Annotated in this window: 19 protein-coding genes; 13 read left to right on the top strand and 6 right to left on the bottom strand. The window is 68.6% G+C overall.

Annotated elements, in window-relative coordinates; translation table 11 throughout:
* Positions 1 to 8 precede the first annotated feature (8 nt).
* From dnaG to hemH, 4 genes are all read left to right on the top strand, one after another.
* On the top strand, positions 9 to 2,102 hold the full coding sequence (dnaG, locus tag AC07O8_RS08100; RefSeq protein ID WP_495047510.1) for a DNA primase: 2,094 nt from the start codon (positions 9 to 11) through the stop codon (positions 2,100 to 2,102).
* Positions 2,103 to 2,488: 386 nt separating this feature from the next.
* Entirely contained in the window at positions 2,489 to 4,723 is a 2,235-nt protein-coding gene (gene rpoD / locus AC07O8_RS08095) for an RNA polymerase sigma factor RpoD (protein ID WP_495047509.1), read from the top strand.
* Between the two features lie 311 nt (positions 4,724 to 5,034).
* Complete coding sequence (locus AC07O8_RS08090; RefSeq protein ID WP_495047508.1) at positions 5,035 to 5,973, top strand: adenylate/guanylate cyclase domain-containing protein; 939 nt, start codon at positions 5,035 to 5,037, stop codon at positions 5,971 to 5,973.
* Between the two features lie 5 nt (positions 5,974 to 5,978).
* Positions 5,979 to 7,079, top strand: coding sequence for a ferrochelatase (gene hemH / locus AC07O8_RS08085; protein WP_495047507.1), 1,101 nt, complete (start codon positions 5,979 to 5,981; stop codon positions 7,077 to 7,079).
* On the opposite strand, the gene AC07O8_RS08080 is transcribed toward hemH, so the two are convergent.
* From AC07O8_RS08080 to AC07O8_RS08070, 3 genes are all read right to left on the bottom strand, one after another.
* Positions 7,080 to 8,594 (bottom strand): tripartite tricarboxylate transporter permease, encoded by a 1,515-nt coding sequence (locus tag AC07O8_RS08080; protein ID WP_495047506.1) that lies wholly within the window; start codon positions 8,592 to 8,594, stop codon positions 7,080 to 7,082.
* Positions 8,595 to 8,612: 18 nt separating this feature from the next.
* Entirely contained in the window at positions 8,613 to 9,137 is a 525-nt protein-coding gene (locus AC07O8_RS08075) for a tripartite tricarboxylate transporter TctB family protein (RefSeq protein WP_495047505.1), read from the bottom strand.
* A gap of 131 nt (positions 9,138 to 9,268) precedes the next feature.
* Complete coding sequence (locus AC07O8_RS08070) at positions 9,269 to 10,237, bottom strand: Bug family tripartite tricarboxylate transporter substrate binding protein (protein WP_495047504.1); 969 nt, start codon at positions 10,235 to 10,237, stop codon at positions 9,269 to 9,271.
* A gap of 161 nt (positions 10,238 to 10,398) precedes the next feature.
* Here AC07O8_RS08070 and AC07O8_RS08065 point away from each other — a divergent pair, with 161 nt between their 5' ends.
* The 9 genes from AC07O8_RS08065 to AC07O8_RS08025 all read left to right on the top strand — a co-directional run bounded on the left by AC07O8_RS08065 (position 10,399) and on the right by AC07O8_RS08025 (position 22,484).
* The gene (locus AC07O8_RS08065) at positions 10,399 to 11,091 is read left to right on the top strand and encodes a response regulator transcription factor (RefSeq protein ID WP_495047503.1); all 693 of its coding nucleotides are present in this window, start codon (positions 10,399 to 10,401) and stop codon (positions 11,089 to 11,091) included.
* Positions 11,092 to 11,184: 93 nt separating this feature from the next.
* Complete coding sequence (locus AC07O8_RS08060; RefSeq protein ID WP_495047502.1) at positions 11,185 to 12,594, top strand: sensor histidine kinase; 1,410 nt, start codon at positions 11,185 to 11,187, stop codon at positions 12,592 to 12,594.
* A 15-nt stretch (positions 12,595 to 12,609) separates the two neighbouring features.
* Positions 12,610 to 13,056 carry an RNA-binding S4 domain-containing protein gene (locus AC07O8_RS08055; protein WP_495047501.1) on the top strand — a complete coding sequence of 149 codons (447 nt, stop codon included), beginning with the start codon at positions 12,610 to 12,612 and terminating at the stop codon, positions 13,054 to 13,056.
* 124 nt (positions 13,057 to 13,180) lie between these two features.
* Positions 13,181 to 14,557: a hypothetical protein gene (locus AC07O8_RS08050; protein WP_495047500.1), complete on the top strand. Its 1,377-nt coding sequence runs from the start codon at positions 13,181 to 13,183 to the stop codon at positions 14,555 to 14,557.
* A 298-nt stretch (positions 14,558 to 14,855) separates the two neighbouring features.
* The gene (grpE, locus tag AC07O8_RS08045) at positions 14,856 to 15,398 is read left to right on the top strand and encodes a nucleotide exchange factor GrpE (RefSeq protein ID WP_495047499.1); all 543 of its coding nucleotides are present in this window, start codon (positions 14,856 to 14,858) and stop codon (positions 15,396 to 15,398) included.
* A 150-nt stretch (positions 15,399 to 15,548) separates the two neighbouring features.
* A complete protein-coding gene (gene dnaK / locus AC07O8_RS08040) occupies positions 15,549 to 17,528 on the top strand; it encodes a molecular chaperone DnaK (RefSeq protein ID WP_495047498.1) in 1,980 nt (659 codons plus the stop codon).
* 116 nt (positions 17,529 to 17,644) lie between these two features.
* A complete protein-coding gene (gene dnaJ / locus AC07O8_RS08035) occupies positions 17,645 to 18,793 on the top strand; it encodes a molecular chaperone DnaJ (RefSeq protein WP_495047497.1) in 1,149 nt (382 codons plus the stop codon).
* Between the two features lie 245 nt (positions 18,794 to 19,038).
* Positions 19,039 to 20,652, top strand: coding sequence for a response regulator (locus AC07O8_RS08030; protein WP_495047496.1), 1,614 nt, complete (start codon positions 19,039 to 19,041; stop codon positions 20,650 to 20,652).
* A gap of 188 nt (positions 20,653 to 20,840) precedes the next feature.
* Entirely contained in the window at positions 20,841 to 22,484 is a 1,644-nt protein-coding gene (locus AC07O8_RS08025) for a phosphoethanolamine transferase (RefSeq protein WP_495047495.1), read from the top strand.
* 438 nt (positions 22,485 to 22,922) lie between these two features.
* Here the strand turns inward: AC07O8_RS08025 and AC07O8_RS08020 are convergent, their stop codons facing one another.
* From AC07O8_RS08020 to AC07O8_RS08010, 3 genes are all read right to left on the bottom strand, one after another.
* The gene (locus tag AC07O8_RS08020) at positions 22,923 to 23,099 is read right to left on the bottom strand and encodes a hypothetical protein (RefSeq protein ID WP_495047494.1); all 177 of its coding nucleotides are present in this window, start codon (positions 23,097 to 23,099) and stop codon (positions 22,923 to 22,925) included.
* A complete protein-coding gene (locus tag AC07O8_RS08015; protein ID WP_495047493.1) occupies positions 23,080 to 23,538 on the bottom strand; it encodes a hypothetical protein in 459 nt (152 codons plus the stop codon). Before AC07O8_RS08015 ends, AC07O8_RS08020 begins: the two co-directional genes overlap by 20 nt.
* Before the next feature lie 138 nt (positions 23,539 to 23,676).
* A complete protein-coding gene (locus AC07O8_RS08010; RefSeq protein ID WP_495047492.1) occupies positions 23,677 to 24,795 on the bottom strand; it encodes a PA0069 family radical SAM protein in 1,119 nt (372 codons plus the stop codon).
* Positions 24,796 to 24,850 lie beyond the last annotated feature (55 nt).

The raw sequence follows: 24,850 nt of genomic DNA, 5'->3' as shown, positions 1-24,850 counted from the left end.
ATCCCGCGGTGATCCCGCCCGGCTTTATTCAGGACCTCCTGGCCCGCGTCGACATCGTCGACATCGTGGGCCGCCATGTCGACCTCAAGAAGGCCGGCATCAACCACAAGGGCCTGTGCCCCTTCCACGGCGAGAAGTCGCCGAGCTTCACGGTCAGCCCCTCGCGCCAGACCTACCACTGCTTCGGCTGCGGCCAGCACGGCAACGCCGTCGGCTTCCTGATGGAGCACCTGGGCATCGGCTTCATCGACGCGGTGCGCGACCTCGCGCAGCAGGCCGGCATGCAGGTGCCCGAGGACGACCGCAGCCCGCAGGAGCGCGAGCGCGAGAAGGCCCAGAAACAGCGCCAGGCGACGCTCACCGAGGTTCTCGCGAAGGCCGGCCAGCACTACCGCCAGCAGCTCAAGGGCAACCCGCGCGCGATCGAGTACCTGAAGGGCCGCGGCCTGACCGGCCAGATCGCGCTGCAGTTCGGGCTGGGGTATGCGCCCGACGGGTGGCGCTCGCTCGCCAATGCCTTCCCGTCCTACGACGATCCGCTGCTGGTCGAGACCGGCATGGTCATCCTGCAGGACGACCCCGGCAAGAGCGAGGCCGAGCAGCGCCGTTACGACCGCTTCCGCGACCGCATCATGTTCCCCATCCGGAATGTGCTGGGCGAGGTCATCGGCTTCGGCGGCCGGGTGCTGGACAAGGGCGAGCCCAAGTACCTGAACTCGCCGGAGACGCCGGTCTTCCACAAGGGCCGCGAGCTCTACGGCCTCTATGAGGCGCGCCCGGCGATGCGCCGGCGCGGGTATGCGCTGGTCGTCGAGGGCTACATGGACGTCGTCGCGCTGGCGCAGCACGGCTTCGGCAACGCGGTCGCGACGCTGGGGACGGCCTGCACGGCGGAACACGTGCAGAAGCTGTTCCGCTTCACCGAGTCGGTCGTGTTCAGCTTCGACGGCGACGCCGCGGGGCGCCGCGCCGCCGGACGCGCGCTGGAAGCTGCCCTGCCCCACGCCAACGAGACGCGCACGATCAAGTTCCTGTTCCTGCCGACCGAGCACGACCCGGATTCGTATGTGCGCGAGCTCGGCGCGGACGCGTTCGAACGTTGCGTCGAAGGCGCCGTGCCGCTGTCGCGCCAGTTGATGGAGACCGCCGCCGACGGCTGCGATCTGGGCACGCCGGAAGGCCGGGCGAAGATGCTGAGCGTCGCCAAGCCGCTGTGGGCCGCGCTGCCGGACGGGCTGCTGAAGCGGCAGCTGCTGGGTGAACTCGCCCGCCGCGCGCAGTTGCCGGACGCCGAGCTGCAAGCCCTGTGGGCGAACGCGCAGCCGCCGGCCGCGCCCGGCTCGCGCCCGCGCGCGGAACGGCCCGCTGCCCCGCCCAAGGCGGCGCCAAGAACGCCCTCCCCGTCGTCCGACGGCCCGCACGACGAGCCGTACTTCGACATCCCCGCCTCCGCCTATGGCGACGAGGCGGCGCATGCGGGCGACGACCTTCACCTCCCCCCTGACGCGTACGGCGCTGGGGCTGGCGGAGGCGCCGCACCGGCGCCGCAGGCCCAAGGCCAGGCGGAACGCAAGTGGGTGCCCAAGGGCGAATACAAGGGCAAGGGCGGCGGCAACTGGAACGGCAAGGGCGGCAAGGGGGAGTGGCGCAAGCGCGACCAGGACCCGACCATCGGCATGCCGTTGGAGCTGCCCCCGGCGCCGATGAACCTGGCGGTCCGGATGCTGGTGCTGCACAGCGAGCTCTGGCAGCAGATCGGCGAGCAGGACCTGCAGCTGCTGCACGAACTGCCCGGCGAACACGGCCAGTTGATCGCCTGGCTGGAGCGTTCGTTGGTCGACAACGGCCCCGCCCCCTGGGCGGTGCTGCAGATCGCCTTGCAGGAGGCCGACCTGATGGACCTCGCCCAGCGCGTGAGTGGCGGTCCGCTGACCGCACCGCCGCCCGACGAGCACGTGGAGGTCGAATTCCGCGTCGTGATGCGCAAGCTGTGGGTCGGCAAGCTGCGTGCGGAGGCCGACCGCATCGCGCGCAGCCCGCAACCCGACATGGCGCGGTTCCAGGCCTTGCTGCGCCAGATCCGCGATCTGGAAGCGGCCTGAGCAGGTCCCGGGACGTCTTTTTGACCGAATGGGAAAATTCGCAGATAATCTATGGTTTTCGCGCGTCAAGAGTGACCGCAGCGCCAACCGGTCCCCGGCCCCCCACTGACCCTGGGTTCATACACAAAGTGGCCAACTTACACCGCCTGGGCTGCAACAACAAAGGTTCACGCTAACCTTCACGCGCAAAGCCTTGAATGGCAGTCGGTTTGCCCCGATCTGCCGCACAAGGCCTGAGTTCGAGCCGCCTGGCTCGCTCGCGCCGCATAGCCCGCAAGTGTCGGGAGTTTGCGGGCGCCAGCGGGACAGGTGGCTGTTTGCATTGCCTGCATCAACTGCGATTTCCCCGCATTCACCTACTGGCCGCTGAGCCACCGAGGAACTGCATGACCGCCAAAAAGACCGCGTCCAAGGCCGCCGCCGCAGATACCGAAGAAGTCAAGAAGCCGGCCGCCAAGGCCGCCGCGAAGACCACCAAAGCTGCCGCCGCGTCCGCCGACGACGCGAAGCCCAAGCGCGGCCGCAAGCCCAAGGCCGAGACCGAGTCGAAGAAGCCGGCCGCCAAGGCCAAGGTCGAAGAGGAAGAAGAGGACTTCACCGACGTCGACGCCGACGGCGAGACCGAAGGCGAGGCCGACGCGGAAGTCGAGACCGTCGAGGCCGTCGAGGTCGAGGAAGTCGGCGAGGACAAGCCCAAGGCCAAGCCGCTGCGCATGAAGGTCAGCCGCGCCAAGGAGCGCGCGCTGATGCGCGAGTTCGGCCTGGACGAGACCGCGCTGACCGAAGAGGAAGTCGCCAAGCGCCGCCACGAGCTCAAGACCCTGATCAAGATGGGCAAGACGCGGGGTTTCCTGACGCATCAGGAAATCAACGACCACTTGCCCGAGAAGCTGATCAACGAGGAGATCCTCGAGGCGATCGTGTCGATGCTCAACGACATGGGCATCGCCGTGTACGAGCAGGCGCCTGACGCCGCCACGCTGCTGATCCAGGGCTCGACCTCGCCGACCGCCACGGAAGAGGAAGCGGAAGAGGCGGCCGAGGCCGCGCTGTCCACCGTCGACTCCGAGTTCGGCCGCACGACCGACCCGGTGCGCATGTACATGCGCGAGATGGGCACCGTCGAGCTGCTGACCCGCGAGGGCGAGATCGAGATCGCCAAGCGCATCGAAGGCGGCCTGCAGGCCATGATGCTGGCCATCTCGGCCTCCCCGACGACCATCGCCGAGATCCTGGCCATCGCCGCCAAGATCCGCGCCGGCGAGATGCAGATCTCCGAATCGGTGGACGGCTTCGTCTCCGATGACGAGGCGGACGACTACGTCGCGGAAGAAGACTTCGACGAGTTCGACGAAGAGGACGACGACGACGGCGCCGGCGGCTCCAAGGCCCTGACCAAGAAGCTGGAAGAGCTGAAGAACGCCGCGCTGGTGAAGCTGGATTCGCTCGCGACCAACTTCGACAAGATGCGCAAGGCCTTCGAGAAGGACGGCTACAAGTCGGCCAACTACAACAAGGCCCAGTCCGCGATCAGCCAGGAGCTGATGACGATCCGCTTCACGGTCAAGACGATCGAGAAGCTGTGCGACATCCTGCGCTCGCAGGTGGACGACGTGCGCCGCTTCGAACGCGAGATCCGCAAGATCGTCGTGGACAAGTGCGGCATGCCGCAGGAACACTTCATCAAGACCTTCCCGCCCAACGTGCTGAACCTGCAGTGGGCGGAGAAGGAAGTGGCCTCGGGCAAGCCGTACGCGAACATCATGTCGCGCAACCTGCCCGCGATCCAGGAGCTGCAGCAGAAGCTGATCGACATCCAGGGCAAGGCCGTGGTGCCGCTGGACGACCTCAAGGGCATCAACAAGCGGATGAACGAGGGCGAGAAGGCCTCGCGCGACGCGAAGAAGGAAATGATCGAGGCCAACCTGCGGCTGGTCATCTCCATCGCCAAGAAGTACACCAACCGCGGTCTGCAGTTCCTGGACCTGATCCAGGAAGGCAACATCGGTCTGATGAAGGCGGTCGACAAGTTCGAGTACCGCCGCGGCTACAAGTTCTCGACCTACGCGACGTGGTGGATCCGCCAGGCCATCACCCGCTCGATCGCGGACCAGGCCCGCACCATCCGCATTCCGGTTCACATGATCGAGACGATCAACAAGATGAACCGGATCTCGCGTCAGCATCTGCAGGAGTTCGGCTTCGAGCCGGACGCGCCGACGCTGGCCGAGAAGATGGAGATGCCGGAGGACAAGATCCGCAAGATCATGAAGATCGCCAAAGAGCCGATCTCCATGGAAACGCCGATCGGGGACGACGACGACAGCCATCTGGGCGACTTCATCGAGGACACCAACAACACCGCGCCGATCGAGGCCGCGATGCAGGCCGGCCTGCGCGAGGTGGTGAAGGACATCCTGGACAGCCTGACCCCGCGCGAAGCCAAGGTGCTGCGCATGCGTTTCGGCATCGAGATGAGCACGGACCACACGCTGGAGGAAGTCGGCAAGCAGTTCGACGTCACCCGCGAGCGCATCCGCCAGATCGAAGCCAAGGCGATCCGCAAGCTGAAGCATCCGTCGCGCAGCGACAAGCTGCGCACCTACCTGGACAACCTCTGATCCAGCGCCGGCCCGGCACCCAGCGCATGGGTGCCGGGTTGGTGTCAGGTTGGCACCGGGTTTGCCAGACATACCGGCCACGTCTTCGGACGATGGCCGGTTTTTCTTTGTGGCCGCCGCTGCGCTGACCGCGTTCGTACCGCCCGGCGGGACCTGCCGTCCGGGGGCTCGTACGGCATTCGCCCGCCCGTTGGGGGGAGGTGTCGTGCAGGGCCCGACAGGCCCCCGAGGCGAGGGCTTATCACCACGCGACGCCCAGGGTGGCGCGGCTACACTGAGACTTCCATCACACCTTGCCCCTGCCCAGGCCGATGACCCAGATTCGCGAGCGCACCGTCCTGTTTGCCGACTTGCGCGGCAGCACGGCGCTGTTCGAGACGCTGGGGAACGCGGAGGCCTCGGGGCTGGTGACGCAGACGGTCGCGCTGACCGGCCAGGCGGTCGAAGAGAACCGCGGCAACATCATCAAGACGCTGGGCGACGGCCTGATGGCGGCCTTCGACAATCCGCGCGACGGCATCAAGGCCGCGATGCGGATGCAGGAGCTGCTGCTGAAGTCGTCGGCGCGCAGCGAGCGGCTGCGTCACACCCACCTGCAGATCGCGCTGGCGCGCGGCGAGGTCGTCGAGATCCACGGCGACTGCTTCGGCGACGCGGTCAACGTCGCGGCCCGGCTGCTCGACCACGCCGGCGACGGCGAGACCGTCGTGACCGCCGAGGTCGTGAACGGCCTGACCACCGCGCAGAAGTCGCGCTTCCGCAGCCTCGACCACATCAGCGTGCGCGGCCGCGCCGAGCCGGTCCACATCTACGTGCTGGACCAGGGCACCGGCGACGCGGGCGCGACGCAGTTCGGCGAGATCGCCCGCAGCATCGCGCCGGAAGGCATCCGGCTGGTCTGGCAAGACCTGGACCGCGTCTTCGACATCGAGCAGATGCCCATCGTGCTGGGTCGCAGCACGCAGGCCACCTACTGCATCACCGACGTCCGCGTCAGCCGCTCGCATGCGCGCATCGACTGGCAAGGCAGCAGCTTCAGCCTGACCGACCTCAGCTACAACGGCACCTTCGTGCGCTTCGGCGCCGGCGGCCAGACGCTGAGCCTGCGCCGCGGCTCCTGCACGCTGCACGGCGCGGGCGCCATCGGCCTCGGCGGCGCGGCCTCGGAATCGCAGGCCCCGACCGTGCGCTTCGAGGTCATCCACCTGGCCGAAGCCGCCTCGTCGGCGATGATGCGCCGAGGGATCTGAGGCGGATGAGCTTTCTTCCCGAACCCGATCATGTGCACGGACGCGCGCCGACCATCGGCGTGCTGCTGGTCAACCTCGGCACGCCCGACGCGCCCACGCCCGAGGCCACGCGCCGCTACCTGGCGCAGTTCCTGTCCGACCCGCGCGTCATCGAGATTCCCAAGGCCGCGTGGTGGCCGATCCTGCACGGCGTGATCCTGCGCACGCGTCCGGCGAAGTCGGCGAAGAAGTACGCCAGCATCTGGATGAAGGACGGCTCGCCGCTGATGGTCTGGACGACGAAGCAGGCCAGGCTGCTGCAAGGCCAGCTCGGCGAGCAGGGCCACCGCGTCAAGGTGCTGCACGCGATGCGCTACGGCAACCCGTCGATCGCGTCGCAGCTCGACGTGCTGCGCGCCGACGGCGCCACCCGCGTGCTGGTGCTGCCGGCATATCCGCAATACTCGGGCGCGACGACGGCCAGCGTGATCGACGACGTGGCGCGCTGGGCGCTGACGCACCGGCATGTGCCCGAGTTCCGCTTCGTGAATCGCTACCACGACGACAAGCGCTACATCGCCGCGCTGGCCGACAGCGTGCGCGCCCACTGGAAGACCGAAGGCCGCGGCGAACTGCTGGTCATGAGCTTCCACGGCATGCCCGCGCGCACGCTGGCGCTGGGCGACCCCTACCACTGCGAGTGCCTGAAGACCGGTCGGCTGCTGGCCGAGGCGCTGGGACTGTCCGACGCGCAGTACAAGGTGACCTTCCAGAGCCGCTTCGGCAAGGCGCGCTGGCTGGAGCCCTACACCGAGCCGACGCTGCGCGAGCTCGCCGGACGCGGGCTGACGTCGGTCGACCTGATCTGCCCGGGTTTCTCGTCCGACTGCATCGAGACGCTGGAAGAGATCGACATGGAAGTGCGCGAGGCCTTCCTGCACAGCGGCGGACAGCGCTTCAGCTACATCCCCTGCCTGAACGACCGCCCCGCCCACATCCGCGCGCTGGCGGCGATCGCCGAGCAGCACCTGCAGGGCTGGCCGACGACCGCCGTGCCCGACGAGGCGCAGGCGGCCGCCCTCGCCCGTCAGCGCGAGGCGGCGCTGACGGCCGGCGCGACACGCTGATCAGCCGATAGCGGCCTGCTGACGCGCCTTGCGCGCGCTCATCCACTTCATCACCCGCGGCAGCAGCAGCACGATCACCACGATCGCCAGCAGCGAAGCCGAGAGCGGGCGCTGGAGGAACACGCTCCAGTTCCCGCCGCCGATCGCCACGCCGTTGCGCAGGTGCGCCTCGGCGAGCGGTCCCAGGATCATGCCGACGACCACCGGCGCGGTCGGGAAGTCGAAGCGCCGCATCACCACGCCCAGCAGGCCGATGGCCAGCATCACGTAGAGGTCGAAGGCGCTCTGGCGCATGCCGTAGACGCCGACCGTGGCGAAGATCAGGATGCCGGCGTACAGCGGCGCGCGCGGGATGCGCAGCAGCTTCACCCACAGCCCCACCATCGGCAGGTTCAGCACCAGCAGCATCACGTTGCCGATGTACAGCGACGCGATCAGCGCCCATACCAGCGTCGACGAGGTCTCGAACAGCTGCGGCCCGGCCTGGATGCCATAGTTCTGCAGCGCCGAGAGCAGGATCGCCGCGGTGACCGAGGTCGGGATGCCCAGCGTCAGCAGCGGCACCAGCGTGCCGGTCACGGCCGCGTTGTTGGCAGCCTCCGGTCCGGCCACGCCCTCGATGGCGCCGACGGTGCCGAACTCCTCCTTGTGCTTGGACAGCTTGCGCTCGGTCGCGTAGCTCAGGAAGGTCGGGATCTCGGTGCCGCCGGCGGGGATCACGCCGAACGGGAAGCCCAGCCCGGTGCCGCGGATCCACGCGGGGATCGATCGTTTCCATTCCTGGCGCGTCATGTGCACGCGGCCCATGGTGTTCATCGTCAGGTTGCTGCGGCCCTCGTAGAGCGCCACGTAGAGCGTCTCGCCGACCGCGAACAGGCCGACCGCGACCAGCACCGTCTCGATGCCGTCCATGAACTCGGGCACGCCGCCGGTGTAGCGGATCTGGCCGGTGATCTGGTCCATGCCGACCAGCCCCATGGCCAGGCCGATGAACAGCGCCGTCATGCCGCGCAGCGTGCTCTGGCCCAGCACCGCGGAGACCGTGGTGAAGGCGATCAGCATCAGGCAGAAGTACTCGGGCGGGCCGAGCGTGACGGCGAAGTCCGCCAGCACCGGCGCGAACAGCGTGACCAGCACGGTGGCCACGGTGCCGGCGAAGAACGAGCCGATCGCCGCCGTCGCCAGCGCCGCGCCGGCGCGGCCGTGGCGGGCCATCTTGAAGCCCTCCAGCGCGGTCACCATGGTGCCGGTCTCGCCGGGGGTGTTGAGCAGGATGGAGGTGGTCGAGCCGCCGTACATCGCGCCGTAGTAGATGCCGGCGAAGAAGATCATCGACGCGGTCGGGTCGACCTGCGCGGTGATGGGCAGCAGCATCGCGACGGTGACGGCCGGGCCGAGGCCGGGCAGCACGCCGATCGCCGTCCCGAGCGCGCAGCCGATGAAGGCCCACATCAGGTTGGCGCCGGAGGCGGCCGTGGCGAAACCGCCCATCAGGTGGGTCCAGAGGTCTTGCATGTCGGGACTCCGGTGGGGTTACAGCCATCCGCCGGCCGTGATGGCGGGCAGGTTCAGCGCGAGCAGCTTGTTGAACAGCCAGAACACCGGGGCCGCGATCAGCAGGCCGGTGACGGCGTCGATGACGATCTGGCGCACGCCGCCGTGGGCCTTGCCCTCGGCGCGGCGCAGGCCGCGCACGGCCAGCACGAAACACAGCGTGCAGGCGAGGACGAAACCGATCGTCGTGATCAGCGACGCGTTGGCGATCACGGCGGCGGCGACCCAGGCCGCCGACAGCCAGTCGGCCTTCGGCGCGCCGGACGGCGGCTCCATCGAGCGGAAGCCGCCGCTGCGCGATTCCCAGATCAGCCACGCGCCGCAGATCAGCAGCACCGCGGCGACGAACCAGGGCAGCGCATTCGGGCCGATGCCCGAGTAGCCGGCATCGGAAGGAATGGCGGCGGCCCCGACGGCCATCACGCCGCCGACGACCATCGCCGCGGCACCCACCAGGGTTTGATAGAGCGGGCCGGGCGTGGCCTGCAGGGTGGAATCAGTCATGGAGACCTCCCGGTCTGAACTCAAAGCGATGCGGCCGCGCCGTTTCTACCAAGCGGAGCCCGTGGAACTGGCTCCGCCAGGCCACTGGGCTCGCCCCCTTGAGGGGGCCGCCGAAGGCGGTAGGGGGTGGGTCAGACCATTCCGGACTTGTGCATGATGGCGCGCAGCGAGGCGAACTCGTTGTCGACGAAGGACTCGAAGTCCTTGCCCGTCAGCACGGCCGGCGTCCAGCCGTTCTTCTCGAGCGCCTCGGCCCAGGCCTTGGACTTCGTGGCCTTCACGACCAGGTCGATCAGCGCCTGGCGCTGCGCCGGCGTGATGCCGGGCGCGCCGTACACGCCGCGCCAGTTGCCGATCTCGACGTTGTAGCCGAGCTCCTTCATCGTCGGGATGTCCAGGCCCTTGATGCGCTGCGGCGAGGTGATGGCGATCGGGCGCATCTTGCCGCTCTCGATGTAGGCCTGGAACTCGCTGTAGCCGCTGCCGCCGATGCTGACGTTGCCGCCCAGGATCGCGGCCACCGCCTCGCCGCCGCCGCGGAAGGCGACGTAGTTGATCTTGGTCGCGTCGACACCGACCTCACGCGCGAGCATCGCCGCGGCGATGTGCTCCGTGGCGCCGCGCGAACCGCCGCCCCACTTCACCGAGCCCGGGTCCTTCTTCAGCGCCTCGACGACATCCTTCATCGTCTTGAACGGCGAGTTGGCCGGCAGCACGAAGACGTTGTACTCGCTGGTCAGGCGCGCGATCGGCGTGGCCTGCGTCAGCGTGACGGGCTGCTTGCTGGTGATCAGGCCGCCCAGCATCACGGCGCCCATGACCATCAGCGCGTTCGGGTCGCCCTTGGCGGCGTTGACGAACTGCGCCAGGCCGATGGCGCCGGCGGCGCCGCCCTTGTTCTCGAAGGTCACCGCGCCCGCGGCGCCGGCGTCCTGCAGGGCCTTGCCCAGCGCGCGGCCGGTGATGTCCCAGCCGCCGCCCGGGTTGGCGGGCACCAGGATCTTCAGGGCCGCCGCGGCTTGCGCCCCCAGCGGCAGCGCGCCGGTGGCGCCCAGCGCGGCGAAGGCGGCCGCGGACTTCAGGAATTGGTCTCGACGCATGCTCATGTCTCCTGTTGTAGATCTCGTCGTCGGGGCAGAGCGCGCACCCGAGGGTCGTTGTAGGCGTGAATCCTGCACACGGCGGCTTTCATTCGGCTGTCGGGAAGCTCAGGGTTGACCCTGAGCGGCTGCCGATCAGTGCGTGGCGGACACTGCCGGGCATGAGGCTGTTTTTCGTCGAGGACAACGCCGCGCTGCAGACGACGGTGGCGCGTTCGTTCGAGCGCCGGGGCATCCAGGTGCACGGGTTCGCCGAGGGCCGCGTGGCGCTCGAGCGCTGGCGCGCCCTGCCGCCGGACGTCGTGCTGCTGGACCTGTCGCTGCCCGACATCGACGGGCTGGAGCTGCTGTCGGCCGCGCGCGCCGAGCAGCTCACCACGCCCGTGATCATCCTGACCGCGCGCGGCACCGTCGGGGACCGCATCCTGGGCCTGAACATCGGCGCGGACGACTACCTGCCCAAGCCCTTCGATCTCGACGAACTCGAGGCCCGCGTGCGCGCCCTCGCCCGGCGCAGCCGCGGCGCGGCGGGCGCGGCGGGCGGCGCCGGCGCGCAGGAGGACGAGTCCTTCCACGGCCTGCGCGTGGACGCCGACAGCGGCGCAATCTACCACCTCGGACTGCCCCTGGACCTGCCGCCGCGCGAGGCCGCGCTGCTGCGCGCGCTGCTGGCGCGGCCGGGCCAGGCCATGGCGAAGGAGCGGCTCACCGAGATCGTCTTCGCCGACGACCTCGACGTGCAGCCCGACGCGGTCGAGGTCGTCGCCTACCGGCTGCGCAAGCGGCTGCCGGCGGACGGCGCGCGGCTGGTGACGCTGCGCGGCCTGGGCTACCTGCTCAAGGCGCCCGACTGAGTGGCCGACCCGTCCTCCACACCGTCGCCGCCGTCGCCGTCGCCGCCATCTTCACCGTTGTCGACGCGACCACGCCGACGCTGGCTGTCCTCGATGCGCAGCCGGCTGCTGGCCGGCATCCTGGTGCCGGTGGGCCTGCTGATCGCGGCGAACGCGCACCGGCTCTACGAGGACGCGCTCAAGGCCATCGACACGGCCTACGACCGCACGCTGCTCGCGTCCGCGAAGACCATCGGCGAACAGCTCGACGTGCACGGCACGCGCGACGCGCCGCAGCTGGTCTCGGAGGTGCCCTACGCGGCGCTGGAAGCCTTCGAGGCCGACAACCGCAGTCGCATGTTCTATCGCGTCACCGGCTTCCAGGGTGAATGGGTGTCGGGCTTCGACGACCTGCCCGCGTGGCACGGCAAGCTGCCCGATCGCGGCGCGTACGCGGCGCTGGTCGATTTCTACGACGACGTCTACCAGGGCGAGGCGGTGCGCGTCGCGGTGCTCAAGCAACCGGTCTCGGGCGAGGCGGGCCTGGGCGTGGCGACCATCCAGGTGGCGGAGACGCTGGAGATCCGGCGCACGCTGGCGCGGCAGGTGCTGATCTCGACGCTCTGGCGACAGGCCGCGTTGCTGGCGGTGATCGCCATCGTGGTCTGGGGCGTGGTGCTGTTCGCGACCTGGCCGGTGCGCGAGCTGAGCCGCTCCATCGGCGAACGCGCGGACGACGACCTCAGTCCCATTCCCATGCCGGGCGTGCCGGTGGAACTCGCGCCGCTGGTGGTCGCGATCAACGAGGCCTGGCACCGTCAGGCCGGCCTGTTCGCGCATCAGAAGCGGTTCGTGCGCGACACCTCCCACCAGCTGCGCACGCCACTGGCGGTGCTCAAGGCGCAGGTGCAGTCGGCGCGGCGCGGCGACCTGCCGCTGACGCAGGCCATCGACGAGATCGGCGCGACCGTCGACGGCGCCACCGCGCTCGCCAACCAGATGCTGGCGCTGGCCAAGGTCGAACAGCTGCGGCAACAGGGCGATCCGCCGCGGCTGGATCTGGCGGCATCGGTGCGCGAGGTCGCGCTCGACCTCGCCCCGCTGATCGCCGACGCGGAACTCGACTTCGAACTCTCGACCGAACCCGCGCCGGTGCGCGGTCACGAATGGGCGCTGCGGGAACTCGTGCGCAACCTGCTGCACAACGCGCTGCGGCACAGCCCCCGCGGCGGACGTCTGGAAGTTCGCGTGACCAGGGGGACGGGGCCCGACGGCGGCATCGAACTGCGCATCGCCGACAGCGGCCCCGGCATCGCGGCGGCGTTGCGGCCCAGGCTCGGACAGCCGTTCGCGGCCGGCGGCGGCGGCGGCTCGGGCCTCGGACTTGCCATCTGCCGGGAGATCGTCGGCTCGCTCGGCGGCACGCTGACCTTGGACAACCGCGAGCGGGATGGGGTCATCGCCGGCCTGGACGCCGTGGTCCGGTTGCCGGCGGCACCATCGTCCGATCCCCTGGCCTCATAGGACAATCCGAACGCAATGCCTTCCTCCGCTCATTCCCCCTCCGCCGGGTCCGGTGGGTCCACCGGCTCCACCGGCGTGCGCCTCGACAAATGGCTCTGGGCCGCGCGCTTCTTCAAGACCCGCTCGATCGCGGTCGACGAGATCGGCAAGGGCCGCGTGACCCTCAACGGACAGGCCGCGAAGGCCTCGCGCGAGGTGCGTGTCGGCGATGTGGTGAAGCTGCGCCAGGGTCAGGTCGATCGCGAGGTGAAGGTCGCGGGCATCAGCAGCGTGCGCGGCCCGGCGCCAGTGGCGCAGGCGCTGTACGAGGAAACGCCCGACAGCATCGCCGCGCGCGAGCGCGCCGCGGAAGCCCGCCGCCTCGCGCCGGAACCGGCCGACGCCATCGAGCAGGGTCGCCCGACCAAGCAGGACCGCCGCCGCCTCGCGGACTGGAACCGCTGGTCCGCCAGCCTGGACTGACGCCGCCTCCGTCGAGGCCGCAGCGCGCCGTCGCGTCCCCATCGCGACCCCATCGCGTCCGGTTGGCGCCGGTGGAGACACCGGCGCGACATCCCGTCCCGCCGGGCTGACCCGCGAGGACGTCATGATCCCTGTCCAGATGAACCTGGTGTCTCACGACGCGTCGTCGTCGATGCGCGAGGAGGCCGGCGTCGGCGAACGCGTTGACGAGCGCATTGAAGAGCGCCTCGAAGATCAGGTCGAACATCAGGTCCAGGCGCGCGTCGACAGGAGCCCCGATGGGGATGCGGACGCGGACGCGGAGGTCGCGGGCGACGTTCCGCCGACCCGTTCGCGCGACGCTGCCCTCCTTGCCCTGGCGAATCCGCGATCCCGGCTGCAGGACCGGGACGCGGTCCGGCGCCAGGCCGTCGCCCGCTTCGACGCGATCCGGATCGCCGGCATGTCGATGACGCCCGCCGACACCGAGGTGCTGAAGGCCATCGTCGCTCTCGCGGCCTCGATCGGTGGTGCGGCCGCCCTGGGCTTCGGTCTGGGCCGGAGCATCGGCGGCGCGATCGCCGAGCTGGGCGTGCGCAGCGCCTTCGACGCGCCGCAGACGCTGGGCATCGGCAGCGATCGCAACTACGTCGACCAGGACACCGACCACAACCTGCTGCAGATCGCGGTGATCGCCACCAGCCGGTGGGTCGGCGCGTCGATCTGCGGCGCGATCGGCGCCACCCTCGGCAGCGTCGTGTCGCCGCGCGTCGCGGCACTCACCGGCCGTCAGCTGGTGCCCATCCCCCCGGCCCAGTTGGTGCCGGACCACGTGGCCGATCTGCTGGACGGGAGCGGCACGCCCTACGGGCTGGAGGGCGTGCGGCGGCTCCGCCAGGAGATCCAGGCGCTCCAGGATCGCCACGGCCTGATCGACGGCCCGACGCAGGTGCGTGCCGGCGAAAAGGCCTTCGGCGGATTGAACGCGATCCGGGGCGCCTCGCTCGGCATGACCCCGCTCGGCGCGCTGCCGGACATCGGGCTGTCGGCCGGCGTGTCGCTGACGGCCGGCGCGCTGACCGGCCTGGCTGGCGGCGTGGCCATGACCCGGCAGCGTCACCGGGTGCCGGACGCCGGGCACGGCGACGGCCAGCCAGCCCCACTGGTGCCGGTGCCCCTCTTCGAGGTGAGGAAGTCGCCTGCCGTCCTCCCCCGCTTCACCGGGACGGGTGCCCGCCACGCCGCGGGCAACATCGGCCACGGCGTTGCCAACCGCCTGTGGCTCTTCATCGGCTCGACCTGGTTGCTGGGCGTGCTGGGCCTGCTGGTCAACGTCGCTGGCGCGGCCACCCGCCCTGCCCCGCTGAACTGGATCCACCGCACCGGCAAGGCCATCGAACTGGGCGTCGGCGTCGGCTGCGCCGTCCGTCCCTACTTCCAAGGCCTGCCCCCCATCGCCGCCCGCGAGATCGCCCGCCTGGAGCGCCAGCGGAACGACGACGAGCCCTCTCCCCGCAGCTGACGCGGCCCCGATTTGGGATGCACCGCTAGGCGCAAACCGGAGCCATCGCGGCGCTATGGCGAGGATTTGCAACGACGCGGGGCGCCCAAAGCGGGGCTGCGGCAGCTGCGGGGAGTAGCAGGATCGGGGGTTGCCCGGCGCGGATGCGAAAATCACCCTCTTGAAGTTCCGGCCATGGGCCCCAGATGCGGCGGGTCGCCCGACGCGAGCTGGCTCGTCCAGAGGCCGGCCGCGCTGGTGCCCCCTTCCGCGAGGAAGGTCAGGCCAGCCCGGGCATCCGCATTGGGGCCATCCAACCATGACGACTGACAACCAACAACCTGATCCGACGCTGGACGAACTGACCCAGCAGGCCGCCGCCGCGGCCGCCGCTTCCGTCCCCGAGACCCTCGAAGCGAAACTGGCCGACACCGAGCGCCGCCTGGCCGAGATGTCCGACGCCTACCTGCGCGCCAAGGCCGAGGTCGAGAACACCCGCCGCCGCGGCGAGGAAGACACGACCAAGGCGCGCAAGTTCGCCGTCGAGGGCTTCGCCGAGGCGATGCTGCCGGTGATGGACAGTCTCTCCGCGGCCATCGCGCTGCCCGACGCCAGCGTCGAGCAGGTGCTGCAGGGCGTGCACGCGACGCTGCGCCAGCTGCAGTCGGCGCTCGAGCGCAACAAGGTGGTGGAGATCAATCCCGCCGCCGGCACGAAGTTCGACCCGCACCAGCACCAGGCCATCTCGGTGGTGCCGGCCGAGCAGGACCCCAACACCGTCGTGACGGTGCTGCAGAAGGGGTTCCTGATCGCCGAACGCGTGCTGCGTCCGGCGCTGGTCACCGTGACCGCCCCGAAATAAGCTTCAAAAAGAACAACCGGGCCCTTGAACCCGGAAAAGTTATCCACAGATCAGAAGCATCCCGGAACGTTGTTTCAGCCGCTCATCCGATGAGCCCCAGGGGCCTCCCCCGCTGACCGTTCCGCCAGTTTTCAAATTCAGGAGCACCACATGGCTAAGAAGAAGATCATCGGCATCGACCTGGGCACGACCAACTCGTGCGTCGCGGTCATGGAAGGCAACACCACCCGCGTCATCGAGAACGCGGAAGGCGCCCGCACCACCCCGTCGATCATTGCGTACCAGGAAGACGGCGAAGTGCTGGTCGGCGCCTCGGCCAAGCGCCAGGCGGTGACCAACCCGCGCAACACGCTGTACGCGGTGAAGCGCCTGATCGGCCGCAAGTTCCAGGAAAAGGAAGTCCAGAAGGACATCGACCTGATGCCCTACACCATCGCCGCCGCCGACAACGGCGACGCGTGGGTGGAAGTGCGCGGCAAGAAGCTGGCGCCCCCGCAGGTGTCGGCTGAAGTCCTGCGCAAGATGAAGAAGACGGCCGAGGACTACCTCGGTGAGGAAGTGACCGAGGCCGTCATCACGGTGCCGGCCTACTTCAACGACGCGCAGCGCCAGGCGACCAAGGACGCCGGCCGCATCGCCGGCCTGGACGTCAAGCGCATCATCAACGAGCCCACCGCCGCGGCCCTGGCCTTCGGCCTGGACAAGCACGGTGCCGGTGACCGCAAGATCGCGGTCTTCGACCTGGGCGGCGGCACCTTCGACATCTCGATCATCGAGATCGCGGACGTGGACGGCGAGAAGCAGTTCGAAGTGCTGTCGACCAACGGCGACACCTTCCTGGGCGGCGAGGACTTCGACCAGCGCATCATCGACTACATCATCGGCGAGTTCAAGAAGGAACAGGGCGTCGACCTGACCAAGGACGTGCTGGCCCTGCAGCGCCTGAAGGAAGCCGCCGAGAAGGCCAAGATCGAGCTGTCGAACTCGTCGCAGACCGACGTGAACCTGCCGTACATCACGGCCGACGCCACCGGTCCGAAGCACCTGAACATCAAGCTGACCCGCGCCAAGCTGGAGTCGCTGGTGGACGAGCTGATCGAGCGCACGATCGCCCCCTGCCGCACCGCGATCAAGGACGCGGGCGTGTCGGTCGGCGAGATCGACGACGTCATCCTGGTCGGCGGCATGTCGCGCATGCCCAAGGTGCAGGAGAAGGTCAAGGAGTTCTTCGGCAAGGAACCGCGCAAGGACGTGAACCCCGACGAGGCCGTGGCCGTCGGCGCCGCGATCCAGGGCCAGGTCCTGGGCGGCGAACGCACCGACGTGCTGCTGCTGGACGTCACCCCGCTGAGCCTGGGCATCGAGACCCTGGGCGGCGTGATGACGAAGATGATCAAGAAGAACACGACCATCCCGACCAAGTTCAGCCAGACCTTCTCGACCGCCGAGGACAGCCAGCCCGCCGTGACCATCAAGGTCTACCAGGGCGAGCGCGAACTGGCGCAGGCCAACAAGAGCCTGGGCGAGTTCAACCTCGAAGGCATCCCGCCGGCGCCGCGCGGCACGCCGCAGATCGAGGTGAGCTTCGACATCGACGCCAACGGCATCCTGCACGTCGGCGCCAAGGACAAGGGCACCGGCAAGGAAAACAAGATCACCATCAAGGCGAACTCGGGCCTGTCCGAGGCCGAGATCGAGAAGATGGTGAAGGACGCCGAGGCCAACGCCGCCGAGGACAAGAAGAAGGTCGATCTGGTGCAGGCCAAGAACCAGGCCGACGGCCTGGTCCATTCGGTGCAGAAGTCGCTGGGCGAGCACGGCGACAAGCTGGACGCCGGCGAGAAGGAAAAGATCGAGACCGCGATCAAGGACCTGGAAGAAGCCATCAAGGGCGAGGACAAGGCCGACATCGAGGCCAAGACCGAAGCGCTGATGACCGCCAGCCAGAAGCTGGGCGAGAAGGTCTACGCCGAGGCGCAGGCGGCCCAGGCCGCGGCCGGTGCGGCCGGTGGCGGTGCGGGCGCGGCCGGTGCCGAGCATGCGGACGCCGCGGGCGCGCAAGCCTCCGCCAAGCCCGCCGACGACAACGTCGTGGACGCGGAGTTCAAGGAAGTCAAGGACTCCAAGTGAGCCGACCCTGCCGACCGAGGTCGGCAGGGATCACGGCAATCGCTGTCGATTGACAGCCGCCGCGCGGGGCCGCCAGCCTCGCGCGGCGTTCCGGTTTGAGGCCTGCAGGAAGATCCATGGCAAAGCGTGACTATTACGAAGTCCTGGGCGTCGCCAAGAACGCCAGCGAAGAGGACATCAAGAAGGCGTATCGCAAGCTCGCGATGAAGTACCACCCTGACCGCAATCAGGGCGAAGGCGCCAAGGAGGCCGAGGACAAGTTCAAGGAGACCAAGGAAGCCTACGAGATGCTGTCGGACGGCCAGAAGCGGGCCGCCTACGACCAGTACGGCCACGCGGGCGTGGACCCGAACCAGGGCTTCCGCGGCGGTCCGGGCGCGGAGGGCTTCGGCGGTTTCGCGGAGGCCTTCGGCGACATCTTCGGCGACCTGTTCGGTCAGCAGGGCGGCGGCGGACGTCGCCAGGGCGGCGGCCAGCAGGTCTACCGCGGCAGCGACCTGAGCTACGCGATGGAGATCACGCTGGAGGAAGCCGCGCGCGGCAAGGAGACGCAGATCCGCATCCCGTCCTGGGAAGGCTGCGAGACCTGCAAGGGCAGCGGGGCAAAACCCGGCACCAGCGCCAAGACCTGCGGCTCCTGCGGCGGCAGCGGCACGGTGCACATGCGCCAAGGCTTCTTCAGCATCCAGCAGACCTGCCCGCACTGCCACGGCGCCGGCAAGATCATTCCCGAGCCCTGCACCACCTGCAACGGCGCCGGCAAGATCAAGAAGACCAAGACGCTGGAAGTCAAGATCCCGGCCGGCATCAACGAAGGCATGCGCATCCGCTCGGCCGGCAACGGCGAACCGGGCGTGAACGGCGGTCCGTCGGGCGATCTCTACATCGAGATCCGCATCAAGCAGCACGACATCTTCGAGCGCGACGGCGACGACCTGCACTGCACGATGCCGGTGTCGATCACGACCGCGGCGCTGGGCGGCTCGATCGAGGTGCCGACGCTGGGCGGCAAGGCCGAGATCGAACTGCCCGAGGGCACGCAGCACGGCAAGACCTTCCGCCTGCGCGGCAAGGGCATCAAGGGCGTGCGCTCGAGTTATCCGGGCGACCTGTACTGCCACATCAGCATCGAGACGCCGGTCAAGCTCACCGAGCACCAGCGCAAGCTGCTGAAGGACCTCGACAAGAGCCTGCGCGACGGCGGTGAGCGCCACTCGCCGAACGCGAAGAGCTGGACCGATCGGGTCAAGGACCTCTTCAAGTAAATCGCCAACAGCGACACGCAAACCCTCGCCACGATTCGCGAATCGCGCCGGCCACCCACGCAAACCCGGGGGACCGGCGGTAGTCGCCGGGCCGACAATCGGTCGGTGGTCGACGACATTCGCACAATTCGCTGGGGTGCTGCCGGCCCGCTCTCTTCGGAGGCGGGCTTTTTCACATGCGCGCGTCCCTCGCATCGCGAGCGGCGCGATGCGTACGGACAGGTCGACGCCCCGAGGCCTCGGCCATGACGGTCGCCGGCACGCTCGACAAGACCCAGGCGCTGGTCATCGACAGCAACGCGAACTCGCGCAGCCTGATGACGGCGCAGTTGCGCGAACTCGGCGTCGGCCATGTGCGGCAGACCACGCGCGTGCGCGACGCCCGCGTGATCCTGGAGACGCAGCCCTACGACATCGTCATCTGCGACTACTACTTCGACGGCTCCGAGATGTCGGGGCAGGACCTGCTGGACGAGTTGCGTCGCGAGCAATTGCTCCCCTACTCCACCGTCTTCGTCATGGTGACCGGCGAGGCCTCGTACGCGAAGGTCGCCGAGGCCGCCGAGGCGGCGCTGGACGCCTACCTCGTCAAACCCTACACGACCACGGCGCTCGCCGACCGGCTGGCCAACGCGCGGCATCGCAAGGTGGAGCTCAAGGGCATCTTCGACGCCATCGACGCGAAGGACTTCGACCGCGCCGCAGACCTGTGCCTGGAGCGTTTCCAACGCAAGGCCACCTACTGGCTGTACGCCGCCCGGATCGGCGCGGAGCTGCTGCTGCGCCTGGAGCGTCACACCGAAGCGCGTGAGCTGTACGAGGCCATCATCGCCGCGCGCACCGTGCCTTGGGCCCGGCTGGGCGTGGCGCGGACCGAGGTCGCCACCGGCAACCTGAGCGCCGCACGCCGCACGCTGGAGACGCTGATCGGCGACATGCCCGACCAGGCCGACAGCTACGACCTGATGGGGCGCGTGCAGATGGAGCAAGGCGAGATCGACGCCGCGCTCGCGACCTACCGCACCGCCGCGACGCTGACGCCGGGCTGCCTGCTGCGGCAGCAGCATTGCGGCACGCTGGCCTTCTACGCGGGGCAGCGCGACGAGGCGCTCAAGATGCTCGAGCGCAGTGTGGCGCAGGGCTTGCGTTCGAAGCTGTTCGATGCGCACAGCCTGGCGCTGATCGCGCTGATGCGCTTCGACGCGAAGGACAGCAAGGGCCTCAAGTACGCGACGGATGCGCTGATGCAGGCCATGGAGCGCGCGCCGCGCGACCAGCGCCTGCAGGGCTTCGACGTGCTGATGCAAGGCCTGCGTCTGTTGATGGAACGCAAGCTGGCGGATGCGCTGCTGCTGGCGCGCAAGTTCGCGCGTCGCGCCGCCGACGAGGACTTCGACCTCGAGGCCGCCAGCCTGCTGGTGGCGCTGTGGGTGCGCATGGCGCGACAGGACATCGAACTCAGCGAGATGGAGACGCTCATGAGCCAGCTCGGCCTGCGCTTCTGCAGCTCCAAATCGGCGACCGAAGTCCTGATCAGCATGGCCGAAGGCCACGAACCCAGCACGCAACTGTTGCGCGACGCGAATGCCCGGGTGTTCGCGATCTCGGAGACGGCGATGCGCCATGCCATGCGCGGCGACGCGCAGACCGGCGTGCAGTTGCTGGTCGAGCAAGGCACGCAGACGCTGAACGCCAAGCTGATCGACATGGCGGCGCTGGTGCTCAAGCGTTACCGGGACCGGATGAGCGATCCCGGTGCGCTGGAGCCTCGGATCGAGGAACTGCAGCGCCGTTACGTGCAGGCCAGCGGCCAGGGGCTGAAGGCCGCCCGGGGCGGCGGCATGGCCTTGCGAGGATGAAGGCGGTTTCCGGGCGGAGCGGGAGCGAGGCTCAGGAATGCGTCAGGGGAGCCTCAGGAAAGCCTCGGGGAAGCTTCAGGGGATCTTCAGGTACGACAACTAAAAGGGCGGGTTTGCTTCTGCCGGCCTGACACAACAAGATGCCGTTTTCCGATTCTTCGACCACGCGGACCCGCGAGGTCGGCGCCTTGCAAGCTCGTTCACCGCTGGTATTGACGTGGCTGACCGCCCTGTGGGTCGGTGTACTGGGCAACTGGCCGCTGTGGCAGCGGATGTGGGGCATGCCGGACTACGCCGGCGTGTCGGGCAAGCTGTTCGTCATCGTCTTCGCCGGCATCGTGATCATGGTGCTGGCCGCCGTCTTCAGCCTGCTGGCCTGGCGCGTGGCGGTGAAGCCGCTGCTGACGCTGATGCTGCTGATGACGGCGCCGCTGGCCTACTTCATCGGCAGCTACGGCGTGATCATCGACAGCACGATGATCACCAACGCGTTGCAGACCGACGTGCGCGAAACGCGCGACCTGATCGGCTGGGGGCTGGCGGCCCATGTGCTGGTGATCGCGCTGATCCCGCTGGTCTGGATCTGGCGCCAACGCCTGACGGACAAGCGCTGGTTCAAGCGCCTGGGATGGAACCTCGCGAGCGTGGCCGTGGCGCTGGCGCTGGGCGTCGGGCTCGCGGCGACGCGGACGGCGGACCTGGCCTCCACGCTGCGCAACAACAAGGCGCTGACCAAGATGGTCAGCCCGATCAACGCGATCTGGGCGAGCGCCGCGCTGGCCGCGCAGAAGCAGAAGAAGCCCAAGGGGCCGCTCGAGGTCGTCGCGGCGGACGCCAGGCTCGCGCCGCGAGCCGCGGGCGCCCGGCCGCCGCTGGTGCTGCTGGTGGTCGGCGAGACCGCGCGCTCCGAGAACTTCCAGCTCAACGGCTACGGCAAGCCGACCAATCCGGAGCTGTCGACCAAGCCGGTGCTCAGCTACCGCGAGGTCGCTTCCTGCGGCACGTCGACGGCGGCCTCGCTGCCGTGCATGTTCTCGCAGCTCGGCCGCGAGGTGTACGTCGATCATCCCGGCAACCAGCAGACGCTGCTGGACGTGCTGCAGCACGCCGGGCTGGCGGTGCTGTGGCTGGACAACCAGTCGGGTTGCAAGGGGATCTGCGACCGCGTGCCGAATGCGCAGGCGATCAATCCCGCCCGGCCGGATCATCCGATTCCCGCGGGCCTGTGCCGCGCGGACGGCGAGTGCCTGGACGAGGTGATGCTGCACGACCTGGACGCGCGCATCGCCGCGCTGGATCCGCAACGTGTCGCGCGCGGCGTCGTGCTGGTGCTGCACCAGATGGGCAGCCACGGTCCCGCCTACTACCTGCGCACGCCGGACGACCGCAAGCCCTTCCAGCCCGAGTGCCGCAGCAACGCGCTGCAGCAGTGCGAGCTGGACCAGGTCCGCAACGCCTACGACAACACGATCGCCTACACCGATCACGTGCTGGCGAAGGCGATCGACTGGCTGGGCACGCAGGCGCAGCGCTTCGACCCGAGCCTGCTGTACGTGTCTGACCACGGCGAGTCGCTGGGCGAGAACAACCTGTTCCTGCACGGCATGCCTTACGCGTTGGCGCCCAAGCAGCAGAAGCATGTGCCGCTGATCCTGTGGCTGCCGGAACAGACGCGGCAATCGCAGAAGCTCGACAGCGCGTGCCTGACGCAGCGTCGCGATACGCCGATGTCGCATGACGGGCTGTATCACACGGTGCTCAGCCTCAGCGGCGTGGAGACCTCGGTCTATCGCAAGGAGTGGGACTGGGTGGGTGCGTGCCGGCGTGGGTGATCATGGCCGGTCACGCTGGAGCATCGATTGGGGCAGTGCTTGGTCACAGCGTGTCAGGATTTGCTGGACTTCTTCCAACTGCAGGCGCACCGTCGCTTCAGTGACTTCCACGTGGAGGTCATAGTCGGCGTCCACTCGACGTTGGCGTTGGGCAAACAGCTGGTAGCTGGAAGCACGCGATCGATTGCCGACCTCCATTCCACACTCCGGCGCCGGGTTCCGAAGTCAGTTGATCAGTTCCTGATGTCGACCTCCGGCAGGCCCGGCGTTCGAACCCAACGTGGGTAGCGTACTTTCCCAATCCCTGCAGCGGTGGTAAGCCGCATAGTAGGCGCGGCTGATTGCCGATCGGCGCCAAGTTTCCGAAGGGTCGAGTGCCTGCCGCCGGGCCGCCTCGAGCAGGTCATTGGGCGTGATCGGCATGGCTTGGCCCCTTGATCATGCAGGGGACACAGAGGCGCTAACGACCGGTGGCGCAGACGCTTCAGTGAAGACGATGAGGAAGTTCGCCTTCATCAGGTCGACCGATCCCAATTCGTGCCAGAACGCCATGGTCCGCTCATGCGCCCGCTCGCGCGAAAGCTGCATCGGAATGTCATAGCGGAAACTGGTCATGGTGTCCTCTTCGTACAGGGAGAGTACTGCCGTCCCCCCGCCGCAGCGAATGTCGTTGAGCGAAATGCCCTGCCAGAAGCAGCAGGTGCTGCAGGTGCCGCGGGGAAATCCCACTCCTCCAAAGGAACTCCAGCGGCCGCTCGAGTTCCTCCCAGTTCGCGTAACGGCAGCGCGCATCCGGCAGCCCTTGCCAGCCCATCGGCCCGAAGAGCACGTCCGGGGTCTTCAACAAATCGATCAGCAGTTCGTATTCCGACACATCGCCCCGGGTCGGCGGCGGCTGCACCATGATCGCGATCAAGGGCCGCACCTCTGAGCCGCACTTCATATCCCTCACATCCAATGTCATCACCACTCCTGCATTGCGAGTCCTCGACTCAAAGGCAATCAGTCTCTGCGTGATGCGCTCGAAAAACATTCCCTCCGAAGAGCGTTTCATCGGGGGGCATTGATCCCGGTAGGTCACTCCCCCTGCGCATACTGAGGAAGGTCATTGCTAAATCCGCTGGCAAAGGATCGGCTGGCAAAGGATCAACTGGAAAACATCAGCTGGCGAGGGGCCAGGTCTTGCCACCGTTCAGAACAGCGATTGCTGCCCCACCACCTTCGACGGGGGGCGGAACTCGCTGAAGTCGAACTGATGCCGCTCGCGGCCCAGGCCCAGTCGCTTGGACGCCTTGCGCAGTCGCTGCTGGAGCAGCTCGGCCCAGATCCCCTCGCCGGTGAAGCGCGTGCCGAAGCGTGGATCGTTGTCCTTGCCGCCGCGCATGTCGCGCAGCCGCGCCATGATGCGCGCCGCCTTGTCCGGCTGATGCAGCCGCAGCCAGTCGTGGAACAGCGGCGCCACTTCCCAGGGCAGCCGCAAGGGAATGCTGAAGGCCTTGGTCGCCCCGGCCTCCGCGGCGGCTTCGAGGATGCGCTCCAGCTCCGGCTCGTTGAGGAAGGGGATCACCGGCGACACGCTCACGCCCACCGGCACGCCCGCGTCCGCCAGCGCCCTGATCGTCTGCAGCCGCCGCTGCGGCGAGGCCGCGCGCGGCTCCAGGATCCGCGACAGCGCCGGATCCAGCGAGGTCACCGACAGGTAGACCGACACCTGCTGCCGCAGCGCCATCGGCACGATCAGGTCCAGGTCGCGCTCGATGCCGCTGGACTTGGTCACCACCGAGAACGGATGCCGCGCCTCCGTCAGCACCTCCACGACGGCGCGCGTGATGCCCAGCTTGCGCTCGATCGGCTGGTAGGCGTCGGTGGCGGTGCCCAGCACCAGCGGCGCGGGCTTGTACGCGGGCGAGGCCAGCGTCTCCCGCAGCCGCTCGGCGGCGTTGACCTTGGCGATGATCTTGGTCTCGAAGTCCAGGCCCGGCGACAGGTTCAGGTAGCTGTGCGTCGGCCGCGCGAAGCAGTAGATGCAGCCGTGCTCGCAACCGCGGTACGGATTGATCGACAGGTCGAAGCCGATGTCGGGCGACTGGTTGCCGCTGACGATCTTCTTCGCCTGCTCCTCGATGATTTCGGTCTTCGGGGCGACGTGCTCCTCGAGCGCCTCCTGGTCCAGCGTGCCCCAGCCGTCGTCGTACTGCTCGCGCTCGCGCGATTCGAAGCGGTGCGGCATCGCCCAGGCGCTGCCCCGCCCCTTCAGCGCGTCGGCCTGGAGGTACAGCGGCGGGGCAGCGATCTTGGTGTCTTGCGGCATACTGTCAATTTATACAGTATCGCCGCAGAATGCCAGTGCCCATGGACATCCCGGG

This window comes from Roseateles sp. GW821-FHT09G09 (assembly GCF_059415965.1).
This window is presented reverse-complemented; position numbering and strand designations above follow the sequence as displayed.